This is a genomic window from Azorhizobium sp. AG788, assembly GCF_004364705.1.
GTDB classification, from domain to species: Bacteria; Pseudomonadota; Alphaproteobacteria; order Rhizobiales; family Xanthobacteraceae; genus Azorhizobium; species Azorhizobium caulinodans.
Genome location: NZ_SOBM01000004.1, coordinates 411,933 through 423,213, shown reverse-complemented (window position 1 = coordinate 423,213; position 11,281 = coordinate 411,933). Strand labels below are relative to the sequence as shown.

Genomic DNA, 11,281 nt, shown 5'->3' with positions numbered 1-11,281 from the left:
CCGTTCATGGCGCGGACAATGGTGGGCGGCCGTGGCGCCGTCAAGACTTTTCGCTGCGCCCGCCCGCCTCCGTTCTCCCCCATCGGCAGGATTGACCGTGACACCTCGCCGAGGTTATGCCCGTGCTGCACTGCACGGGACACATGCGCGGGCGGATTCGCCGCGGGTGATAGAACGGGCGGTTCGATCCACGCGAGAAGGCTCCCCCTTCCGATCAGAGGTCGCCCTTCATCCTCATGACGAAGCCTTATTCTCGGATCGCGCGCGTAATGCCGCGCCTGCTGACGGCCGCATGCGGCCTTGCCCTTCTCGCGTCCGGCCCGGCCGTGGCGGCGGAACCCGCAAAGGCGTCCGACACGCGCATCTTCCTGATCGAGAATTCGGACGGCTACGGCGTGGATTCCTGCCTCGCCAATGGCGAGCCCTGTGGCACGGAAGTCGCCAACGCCTGGTGCCGCACCCATGATTACGGCCGGGCTCTGGATTTCGGCCGCATCGCGGTGACCGGCTCGACCGGCAGCGCCAGCAAGCCCTCTTCCGAGGCCGAGCAGGCCTGCACCGGCCCGGCCTGCAAGCCCGTGGTCGCCATCGCCTGCACCCGCTGAAGCACCTGCCCCGTTTCCGAGTGCGCCGCCGCCCGACACAGGGCGCGGGCGGCCTTTTGCGCCAGACGTCTACTTCACGTAATCCGCGCAGCGCGGAACGTCGCCCGATGTGCCCCAGGGCATGATGGGCACGGTCGAGGTGGAATTCTTCGGGCTGCCTTCGATCAGCTTGTCCGAATAGACCAGATAGACGAGCACGTTGCGCTTGGTGTCGCAGCCGCGCACGATCTGCATCTTCTTGAAGAAGAGCGATCGCGACTGGCGGAAGACCACGTCCCCCTGCTCGAACTTCTCCTTGATGGTGATGGGTCCGATCTGCCGGCAGGCGAGCGAGATATCCGACACCTCCTCGGCAATGCCGATCATGCCCTTCACGCCCCCCTTCTCAGGCGTCGTGAAATGGCAGGCCACCCCGTTCACCACCGGGTCGTCGATGCCATAGACGGCGAGCTTGTCGTCCGGCGTCATGAACTTCCAAACGGTGGACTTCTTGAAGATGGGATCCGGCTCCTGGGAGGCGGCTTCCGCACTGATGGCGGACAGGCCCAGCAGGAGGGCGCCGGCGAAGAGAGCGGCGCCGCGAAGGGAACGGAAAACGGACGGGGTCATGGGCAAGGCACGCCTCCAGATGCGCACGTCATATAAGCCGGCGGATGCGACGGGATAAGGGCTGCGGCGACGGCGATCGCGCATTCAGGTGACGAAGCGTTGACGGCGCGCGCGCGGCATGACACCAAGCCCGCCAACAAGACCAAGGAAGCCCCAGGAGTTCCCATGGATCGCCAACGCCGCCGGTTCCTCGGCGCCTCTGCCACGGCCGCCCTTGCCTCGACGACGGTCGCCATGCCGGCCATCGCCCAGACGAGCCCCGAGGTGAAGTGGCGCCTGACGTCATCCTTCCCGCGCTCGCTGGACACCATCTACGGCACCGCCCAGACGCTGGCCAAGATGGTTTCCGACGCCACGGATGGCAAGTTCCAGATCCAGACCTTCCCGGCGGGAGAGATCGTCGGAGGCCTGCAGGCGCTCGATGCCGTGTCCAACGGCTCGGTGGAATGCGCCCACACCGGCACCTATTTCTACATCGGCAAGGATCCGACGCTGGCCTTCGGCACCGGCGTGCCCTTCGGCTTCAATTCGCGCCAGCAGCACTCCTGGTGGTTCTTCGGCGGCGGCGATGAAATCATCAACAGCGTGCTGAAGAACTACAACGTCCTCGGCATTCCGGCCGGCAACTCCGGTTGCCAGATGGGCGGCTTCTTCCGCAAGGAGCTGAATACGCTGGACGACCTCAAGGGCCTGAAGTTCCGCATCGGCGGCATCGGCGGTCAGGTTCTTGCCAAGCTCGGCGTCGTGCCGCAGCAACTCGCCCCCGGCGACGTCTATCCGGCGCTGGAGCGCGGCACGCTCGATGCGGCCGAATTCGTCGGCCCCTATGACGACGAGAAGCTCGGCCTCGTGAAAGTGGCCAAGTATTATTATTATCCCGGCTGGTGGGAGGGCGGCGCCATGCTGCACCTCATTATCAACCAGGAGCAGTGGGACAAGCTGCCCAAGCACTATCAGGCCATTCTGCGCAACGCCTGCGAGGCGGCCAACAACTGGATGCTGGCGAAGTATGACGCGGTGAACCCGCCCGCCCTGCGCCGTCTGGTGCAGCAGGGCGCGGAGCTGCGGGCCTTCCCGCAGCCGATCATGGAGGCGGGCTACAAGGCCTCCTTCGAGCTCTATCACGAGCTGGCGGCCCAGAACCCCAGCTTCAAGAAGGCGCTCGACAGCATGCTGGCGATGCGCAACGAGCAGCTCGTGTGGTGGCAGATCGCCGAATACTCCTACGACAGCTTCTCCATCCGCATGCGCGGCCGGAACTGATGGTGCCGTGGCCGGGGAGCCTCACTCCCCGGCCATCGCATTTCTGCTCACGCAGATTTTGTTGGGGTCCTAACTTTGGACATCGTTCACGTGCCCCATGGGCGCTATAAGCGCGACACGTGACATGGCGTGGAGGCATGCAGGCCCGACGGGATCGGGCGCAAGACCTCCGCGCGCGGGAATGAGAATGACAGCAGTGCGGTGGATTAGCCTTGCGGTGGCGGCGCTCGCCTTCGCGCCGGTGGCGGCCGGGGCCCAGGCGGTGATGCCGGCCCAGGCGCAGGGACAGCCCGTTCAGACCCAGGCCCAGGGTCCGGGCCCCTCCTGCATGCAGCTCGAAGGGGCGCTCGCCCAGATCGATCGCGGCGGCGACCCGGCCGCCCAGCAGCGCGCCCAGCAGGCCCAGCAGATGCGCCTCCAGCTGGACCAGCTGGTCTCGCAGGCCAAGGGCATGAATTGCGATGCCCCGCGCGGCTTCTTCATCTTCCAGGGCCCGCCCCGCCCCGCCCAGTGCGATCAGGTGGACGACCAGATCTCGCGTCTGCGTGCTTCCATCGCCAGCCTTGATCGGGCCAACGGCGACAAGGACGGCCAGCGCCGCCAGCTCATCGTGGCCCTCGCCCAGAACAATTGCGGGCCGCAGTACCGCGCCGCCGCCCAGAACATCGTTGCGCCGCAGCCGCAACAGCAGCGCCAGGCGGCCCGTCCTCGCGGCTTCTTCGAGACCCTGTTCGGCGGTCCGGTGAACAGCGAGCCGGAGGAAGCGCCCGGCGTCGACGTCCAGCCGATGGACCTGCCGAAGTCCTCAACCTATCGCACCGTGTGCGTGCGCACCTGCGACGGCTTCTTCTTCCCGATTTCCTACGCCACCATCCCGGCCAAGTTCGCCAGCGATGACGCGCTCTGCCACCGCCTCTGCCCGGCGGCGGAAGCCCAGCTCTACACCTATCGCAATCCCGGTGAGGACATCCAGCAGGCGACCTCGGTCACCGGCAAGCCCTACATGTCGCTGCCGACGGCCCTGCTCTATCGCAAGCAGATGGTCTCGGGCTGCTCCTGCCGCGCCCCCGGCCAGTCCTGGGCGCAGGCGCTTGCCGGCCTCGACGACCAGTCCACTCTGGAAAAGGGCGACATCCTCGTCACCGAGGAACAGGCGAAGGCCATGTCCCAGCCGCGCCCGATGGGCGACCAGAACGCCGCGTCGAGCCGCAGCAACCGCAATGCCTCCCCGCGCAGCAGCGGCGGCAACCAGCTGGACGCCACCTCGGCCACCAATGCGGCCCCGCTGGCCCCCGCCTCCGAGCAGCCCGGGCAGCGACCGGTGCGCGTGGTGCCTTCCACCGGCGGCACCGGCAATTACTGATCTGCCAGCGGCATGACCAAGGGCGGGGCTTCCCCGCCCTTTTTGTTTGCGCCGCGCCCGGAGGGTCTCAGGCGGTGCGCCCGCGCAGCCGGCCCTCGACGCGCGCCCGGCCCATCAGCGGCAGCAAGGCCGCTAGCTCCGGCCCCGTCTCGCGCCCCGTCAGCGCCAGCCGCAGAGGATGGAACAGCGCCCTGCCGCTGCGCCCGCCGGCTGCCTTGGCCGCCGCGATCCAGCCCTTGTAGGTCGTTCCGTCCCATGGCTCCGGTGGCAGCACGTCTGCGGCCACGGCGAGGAAGGCCCGGTCGTCGTCGGCGATGGCCGGCGCCATGTCGGACCGGCAGACGTCCCACCAGCCCCGTGCGTCGGCGAGGCGTTCAAGATTGCCGCGCACCGCCAGCCAGAAGGCTTCGTCGGGGGCAAGACCCAGTTCCGCCAGACGCGCCTTGACCGCCGCGAACGGCAGGAGATGGAGCGTGCGCGCGGTGAGGCCCGGCAGATCGGCCGGATCGAACCGCGCCGGTGCGCGGGAGATGCGGGCGAGATCCACCTTGGCGGTGAGCGCATCAAGGCTTTCCACCGGCGCGACCGCTTCAGACGTGCCCACGAGCACCGCCAGCGCCGCCACCGCGAGCGGCTCCTCGCCCGCCTCCCGCAGCGCCTTCAGGGACAGATGCCCGAGGCGCTTGGACAGGCCCTCGCCATTCGGCAGCGTCAGGAGATTGTGGTGGGCAAAGCGCGGGGCCGTGCCGCCCAGCGCCTCGAACAGCTCGATCTGGACGGCGGTGTTGGTGACATGATCCTCGCCGCGAACCACATCGGTGACGCCCATGTCGAGATCGTCCACCACGGAGGGGAGCGTGTAGAGGAAGCTGCCGTCGGCACGCACAAGAACCGGATCGGAGAGACTCGCCGTGTCCACCTGCTGCGGGCCGCGCACGCCATCGATCCAGCTCACCACCCGCTGGTCCAGCCGGAAGCGCCAGTGGGGACGGCGTCCTTCCGCCTCCAGCCGCGCCCGGTCGGCCGCGCTGAGCGCCAGCGCCGCCCGGTCATAGACCGGCGGAAGGCCACGGGCCCGCTGCAGGCCGCGCTTGAGGTCGAGCTCTTCCTCTGTCTCGTACGCGGGATAAAGCCGCCCCATGCCCTTCAGCCGCTCGACCGCCGCCTCGTAGAGAGGCAGCCGGTCGGACTGCCGGACCGTGTGGTCCGGCGGAATGCCCAGCCACACGAGATCCTGAGCGATAGCCTCCGCGAATTCGGCGCGGGACCGAAGCGCATCGGTGTCGTCGAAGCGCAGCACGAAAGTGCCGCCGGCCCGCCGGGCCAGCAGCGCGTTCAGCAAGGCGGTGCGCGCATTGCCCACATGGATGAGGCCGGTGGGCGACGGAGCGAAACGGAAGACGGGGGGCGGCGTGTAGGGCATGGGCCGACGCTATAGAGCGGCGGCCGCCGGAAGGCCACCGCCTCGGTCGGGGCACCGTCCGGCAAAAACGTCTCAAGCCGCAAGCACGGGGAACGGTCGGTTCCCCGGCGGGACCTTCGCCCTCACTGCCCCGGCGGGCAGCCTTGCGGCGGGCACGGCGGAGCATTGGGCGCGCGGGGATACTGCCCCTGCGGGTTCACCAGTTGCGGCTGCGGACGCGGCGGGTTGGGCGCCGTCTGATACTGCTGCGGCGGCGGGCGCTGCGGGGGCGGCGCCACCTGATACTGGTTGGGGCGCGGCGCATTGGGCGCCAGCGGATACTGGCCCTGCGGATAGTGCCCCGGAGCGTATTGGCCCGGAGGGTACTGGCCCGGAGGGTACTGGCCGGGCGGAGGACCCGGAGGCGGTCCTGGCGGGCGGCCGTAGCCACCGTTCCAGCCCGGCTGGCCGCGATAATAGGGCTGCGGTCCCGGACCGCCATGCCACCAGCCCGGCGGACGCGGCCCCGGCCCCGGAGGCGGCGGGCCCCAGCCGGGACGCGGGCGCGGCTGGTAATATTGCCACCGGCCATACTGGCCCCACCAGGGCGAGCCCCGGTAATAGGTCCCCCAGTAATTATTGAAGTTGAAGCCCACCACCGGAATGCCGATCACCGGCGCATATTCCGGCACGAGCACGGTGCGGCCCTGATAGGCAAAGCCCAGATATTCGCCATAGACCCAGCCGCGGGCCCGACCCCAGATCACGTCGCACCAGGACTGATTATAGAGGCAGCCGACAATCTCGACGGGCTGGCCGGGGGGAATCACCGTCACGCGCGGATAGGCGGTGTCCGGCCCGGCGCGCATGTTCACATTGCCGGTGGTGAAGCCGGGTGCGGCCAGCGCCGCTCCCACACCGCAGATCCAGAAACAAACGGCCGCCCCGGCCTTACGCCACCAACCCATCGTCCGCTTGCCCCGCTCTTCGGCCTGCACCTTATTGAATATCCTTTGTCATCCGAGAGCATGGCCGCATTCGGGCATGCCGGAGAGGAATCCGTGAGGCCGCGGTTCAGGGCCGCACGCATGGGTTTGACGGACGCACGGGAAGGTTCTCGGCCACATTCGCTTTCATTCAGCAACATCTCTTCGTTTACTTTTTATCTTTTATATTCTGCAGCTTGGTGGAGGCATGAACAGATTTGTGACTTGCGTCCTCCTCTCCTTGCGGTCAAACGGAGAGGAACGTGGGTGGGTGCACGGAGATGGGGCTCTTACCTCCAGTTTGACGTGGCGCTGATGCGGGAGCGCCCCGCAAGGTTGGCGAATGGCAAACAACTTTGAACGGTATTCCTCTGCAATCCCAGCCATCCTCGATGGCGGGCGTATTGCGTTGGGCCGCGAGGATGAGGCGCCTGCAGCCCGGCGTCCGGTTCGCATCTTCCACGAACAGCCCGGCGACCGCGCAGCACGGGGCGCGAGCGCGTGGGTGCGCGCGCTGAAGCGCGGCGTTGAACGGCTGGGGCAGAGCATGACGGGCGCCCGATGGGCGCGCCGCCGCGCCCGCTGGAGCGCCCGCTACATTCTGGCCCGGACCTGGCTGAGCACCCACCTGCCCCTGCCGCCCAGACGCGGCGTGCGCTTCCTCGGCTATGTGGAAGGAAGCCTCGGCCTCGGGCACACCCTGCGCACGCAGATCCGGGCCTATGCCCAGTACAGCCGGCGCTTCTCCATCTATCCGTTCCGGCTCGGCATAGAGAGGCGGATGATCGGGCCCTACCTGCCCGAGCATTACGATCTGTTCCGCCGCTATGAGGTCACGGTGCTGGATCTGGCGACGGACCAGTTGCCCCATCTCTATGGGCACATCAGCCAGATGCTCCTGAAGGACAGCTACGTCGTCCTGCGCACCTTCTGGGAGCTGCCGGCCGCGCCCCAAGCCTGGGCCCCGCTGCTGGAGCCGATCGACGAGATCTGGGTGCCGAACAGCTTCGTGGGCGATGCCTTCCGGCCCATTTTCGGGGGCACCATCCATGTGGTTCCGCCCTGCGTAGACGTTACGGACGGTCCCTTCCTGGAGCGCGCCGACCTTGGCCTGTCCCCGGAGGCCTTCTACGTCCTGTTCTCGTTCGATTATCACTCATCCACGGCACGCAAGAATCCCTTGGCCGTGGTGCGCGCCTTCACGGAGGCCTTCCCGCAGACGAGCCGCGATGTCCGACTGATCATCAAGACCATTGGCGATCACACGCTGCATCAGGCAACGCACGACGCCCTGCAGCAGGCGGCTGAGGCCGACCCGCGGATTCATATCATCCATCAGGACATCCCGCGCCGGCAGATGGTGAGCCTGATCCGCGCCTGCGACTGCTACGTCTCGCTTCATCGGTCGGAAGGCTTCGGCTCCGGCATGGCGGAAGCCCTGCTCTTCGGGCGACGGGTGGTGGGCACCAACTTCTCCGGCAACACCGACTTCCTGACGGAAGAGACCGGCTATCCCGTCGAGTACGACCTCGTTCCGGTGGCGCCGGGCGACTACTCCTGGTCCGAGGGGCAGGTCTGGGCCGAGCCCCGCCACGATTCGGCGGTGGCCGCGCTGCGTGCCGCCTATTTCGACGGCCCGGCCGCAGATGCCCGCGCCGCCGCCGGCGCAGCCCTGATCCGCAGCACATACGGCGTGGACGCGGTGGGCGCGGCGATCGCCGCACGCATCGAGACACTGCGGGCGGAGCGGCGCGCCCTCAAAGAATCTCGAAGGGGATGACGCCCCGCACCGCAGGGTCGGTGCGGATATCGCGGTCCAGCGGCGGGAAGGCGCGCAGGTCGCAATCCCGTCGCGGACAGATGCGGCAGGAGACGCCGAGCCGCGCCGCGGGTGCGGCCTTCAGGTCGAGCCCGTCCGCATAGATCATGTCGTCGGCAAACGAGACCTCGCAGCCGAGCCCCAGCGCATAAGCGCGGGGCGCCTGCCCGTAGCGCAGCGTCGGCACGGTGATGGCGCGCGCGAGACAGAGATAACGCACGCCGTCTGGCATCTCGCCGATCTGCACCAGCGTCTGCCCGCCCGCCTCGAACGCCTGATGCACGTTCCAGACCGGGCAAGCCCCGCCGTGGCGGGCAAACTGGAAGCGCGTGGCGCTGTGGCGCTTGGTGATGTTTCCCGCCCGGTCCACCTTGGCAAAATAGAAGGGCACGCCGCGCGCACCGGGCCGCTGGAGGGTCGACAGCCGGTGGCACACCTGTTCGAGGCTCGCCCCCGTCTCCAGCACCAGCCGATCGAGATCATGCCGCCGCTCGCGCGCCAGCGCCCGGAAGCGGCTGTAGGGCAGGATCAGCGCCCCAGCCACGTAATTGAACAGCGCAAGACGGGCGATCTCGCGGGCGGTGGGGCTGCGGAAGGCGGCACGGGCGAGTTGCCCCTCCACGAGATCCGCCTGCTCCAATTGCGCGATGGTGGCGGCGAGGCGGAAGGCCCGCGCCTGCGGGGACAGGGCGCCGGACAGGACCAGACGCTTGGTCCGCGCGTCGAGGGCGGAGAGCGGCGCGCCGGGGTCGGCCGCCCCCACGTCCACCCGCACGCCGCGAACGCGCGACAGATGCTCGGCAAAGACGCCGGCCGGATCGCTGCCGGCGAGCACGCCCAGCCGCTCGGCCAGCGCCTCCGCCGCCCGGTCGAGATCATCCACGTAATTGTCGATGTAGTGGAAATAGTCGCGCACCTCCTCATAGGGGATGAGCTTGGCCTCGTCCGCCCCGTCCCCGCCGGCGGTGAGCATGTCGTCGAGGGAGGCCCGCCATTCGGCGGTGCGGCGCAGAGCCACATGCATCCGGAGGAAAGCATGGGCGAAGGCGGGCGAGAGATTGGCCACCGCCTTCATGTCCTGAAGGCCGAGATCGAGATCGCGGAACATGGGATCTGCCGCGCTCTCGCGCAGGTCGGCCACGATGCGGTCGAGGTCTTCCGCCCCGAAGGTGGTGATGTCGACGCCGAAGGCCCGGCTGATGGCGATGAGAACCGGCGCGGTGAGCGGGCGCTGGTTGCTCTCGATCTGGTTGATGTAGGAGGGCGAGACCTGAAGGCGGGCCGCGAGCTCCGTCTGCTTCAGGTTGAATTTTTCGCGCAGGCGGCGGACCGCGTGGCCGGCGAAGACCTTCTGGCGCATGGCCCCTCCTCAATTGCGAATTTTTTACAATTCGCAGAATGGTTCTTTTACATCTTCGGCATTCGCTTTGCACCTGCTACCCCGTTGAGATGGCGCAACGAGTCCGCTCCGCAGTGGAGTATTCTTTGCGCCTGAAACCCTGAGTGGTCTTTCCCTCTCGGGTTCCCCATCGCTAGAGTGAGGACCGCAGGGAAACCGGCGGGGGTATCAGATGAAGGAAATCCTGGAAGAGCTCGAGAACCGCCGGGTCGTCGCCCGGCTGGGAGGCGGCGAGAAGCGCATCCAGGCGCAGCACGGGCGCGGCAAGCTCACCGCGCGCGAGCGCATCGAGCTCCTGCTGGACCATGGCTCCTTCGAGGAGTTCGACACCTTCGTGCAGCATCGCTGCGGCGATTTCGGCATGGAGAACCAGAAGATCCCCGGCGACGGCGTCGTCACCGGCTGGGGTACGGTCAACGGCCGGCAGGTCTTCGTCTTCGCCAAGGACTTCACAGTCTTCGGTGGCTCCCTCTCCGAGGCCCATGCGCAGAAGATCACCAAGATCCAGGATCTGGCGCTGAAGACCCGCGCCCCCATCATCGGCCTGTTCGATGCCGGCGGCGCCCGCATCCAGGAAGGCGTGGCGGCACTCGGCGGCTATGGCGAGGTGTTCAAGCGCAATGTGACCGCCTCGGGCGTCATCCCCCAGATCTCCCTCATCATGGGTCCGTGCGCGGGCGGCGACGTCTATTCGCCGGCCATGACCGACTTCATCTTCATGGTCCGCGACACGAGCTACATGTTCGTCACCGGCCCGGACGTGGTGAAGACGGTGACGAACGAGACCGTCACCTCGGAGGAGCTGGGCGGCGCCAAGGTGCACACCACCAAGTCCTCGGTGGCGGACGGCGCCTATGAGAACGACGTGGAGATGCTGCTCCAGACCCGTCGTCTCATCGATTTCCTGCCGCTGAACAATCAGGTGGGCGTGCCCGAATGGCCGTCCTTCGACGCCCCCGACCGCGTCGAGGAGAGCCTCGACACCCTGATCCCGGACAATCCGAACAAGCCCTACGACATCAAGGAGCTGATCCTGAAGGTGGCGGACGAGGCGGATTTCTTCGAGATCCAGGCCGCCTACGCCAAGAACATCGTCACCGGCTTCGGCCGCATCGAGGGCCGCACGGTGGGCTTCGTCGCCAACCAGCCCATGGTGCTCGCCGGCGTGCTCGACGCGGATGCGTCGCGAAAAGCCGCGCGCTTTGTGCGCTTCTGCGACGCCTTCGAGATCCCGATCGTCACTTTCGTGGACGTGCCCGGCTTCCTGCCCGGCACGGCGCAGGAATATGGCGGCCTCATCAAGCACGGCGCCAAGCTGCTGTTCGCCTATTCGCAGGCGACCGTTCCGCTCGTCACCATTATCACCCGCAAGGCCTTCGGCGGCGCCTATGACGTCATGGCCTCAAAGCACGTGGGCGGCGACGTGAACTATGCTTGGCCCACCGCCCAGATCGCAGTGATGGGCGCCAAGGGCGCTGTAGAGATCATCTTCCGGTCCGACATGGACGATCCGGAGAAGATCGCCGAGCAGACCCGCAAATATGAGCAGCGCTTCCTCTCGCCCTTCGTAGCGGCGGAGCGCGGCTATATCGACGAGGTCATCAAGCCCCATTCCACGCGCCGGCGCATCGCCCGCGCGCTCGCCATGCTGCGCTCCAAGAAAGTGGAGCAGCCGCTGAAGAAGCACGACAACCTCCCCCTGTAGCAGGGTCGTCATGCCCGGGCGTGTCCCGGGAATCCACGCGGCGCCGCAAGGGCGACGCTTCAGGGATGGCCGTGGATGGCCGGGACAAGCCCGGCCATGACGGCGCAAGACATCAAGCGCGCCAAGCGCC

The 11,281-nt window shown here is 67.6% G+C and carries 9 protein-coding genes; 5 read left to right on the top strand and 4 right to left on the bottom strand.

Annotated features, from left to right (window positions below; all coding sequences use genetic code 11):
* Nucleotides 1-269 precede the first annotated feature (269 nt).
* Nucleotides 270-605 carry a hypothetical protein gene (locus DFO45_RS12690; RefSeq protein ID WP_133865136.1) on the top strand — a complete coding sequence of 112 codons (336 nt, stop codon included), beginning with the start codon at nt 270-272 and terminating at the stop codon, nt 603-605.
* A gap of 69 nt (nt 606-674) precedes the next feature.
* On the opposite strand, the gene DFO45_RS12685 is transcribed toward DFO45_RS12690, so the two are convergent.
* Nucleotides 675-1,214, bottom strand: coding sequence for a CreA family protein (locus DFO45_RS12685; RefSeq protein WP_133865135.1), 540 nt, complete (start codon nt 1,212-1,214; stop codon nt 675-677).
* A gap of 165 nt (nt 1,215-1,379) precedes the next feature.
* Between DFO45_RS12685 and DFO45_RS12680 the strand changes: the two genes are divergently transcribed.
* Together DFO45_RS12680 and DFO45_RS12675 are read left to right on the top strand one after the other, a co-directional pair.
* Entirely contained in the window at nt 1,380-2,477 is a 1,098-nt protein-coding gene (locus tag DFO45_RS12680) for a TRAP transporter substrate-binding protein (protein ID WP_043879127.1), read from the top strand.
* A 187-nt stretch (nt 2,478-2,664) separates the two neighbouring features.
* Entirely contained in the window at nt 2,665-3,840 is a 1,176-nt protein-coding gene (locus DFO45_RS12675; protein ID WP_133865134.1) for a DUF2865 domain-containing protein, read from the top strand.
* A gap of 67 nt (nt 3,841-3,907) precedes the next feature.
* Here DFO45_RS12675 and DFO45_RS12670 read toward each other — a convergent pair whose 3' ends face one another.
* Together DFO45_RS12670 and DFO45_RS12665 are read right to left on the bottom strand one after the other, a co-directional pair.
* Nucleotides 3,908-5,263: a glutamate--tRNA ligase gene (locus DFO45_RS12670; protein WP_133865133.1), complete on the bottom strand. Its 1,356-nt coding sequence runs from the start codon at nt 5,261-5,263 to the stop codon at nt 3,908-3,910.
* A gap of 122 nt (nt 5,264-5,385) precedes the next feature.
* Complete coding sequence (locus tag DFO45_RS12665; RefSeq protein WP_166657119.1) at nt 5,386-6,159, bottom strand: SH3 domain-containing protein; 774 nt, start codon at nt 6,157-6,159, stop codon at nt 5,386-5,388.
* Nucleotides 6,160-6,775: 616 nt separating this feature from the next.
* Here DFO45_RS12665 and DFO45_RS12660 point away from each other — a divergent pair.
* Complete coding sequence (locus DFO45_RS12660; protein WP_166657118.1) at nt 6,776-8,008, top strand: glycosyltransferase; 1,233 nt, start codon at nt 6,776-6,778, stop codon at nt 8,006-8,008.
* Here DFO45_RS12660 and DFO45_RS12655 read toward each other — a convergent pair.
* Nucleotides 7,986-9,407, bottom strand: a complete 1,422-nt coding sequence (locus tag DFO45_RS12655) for a short-chain fatty acyl-CoA regulator family protein (RefSeq protein ID WP_133865130.1) — start codon at nt 9,405-9,407, stop codon at nt 7,986-7,988. The two genes, DFO45_RS12660 and DFO45_RS12655, sit on opposite strands and share 23 nt — an antisense overlap.
* Nucleotides 9,408-9,618: 211 nt before the next feature.
* On the opposite strand from DFO45_RS12655, the gene DFO45_RS12650 reads away from it, so the two are divergent.
* Nucleotides 9,619-11,151, top strand: a complete 1,533-nt coding sequence (locus tag DFO45_RS12650) for an acyl-CoA carboxylase subunit beta (RefSeq protein ID WP_012170303.1) — start codon at nt 9,619-9,621, stop codon at nt 11,149-11,151.
* Nucleotides 11,152-11,281 lie beyond the last annotated feature (130 nt).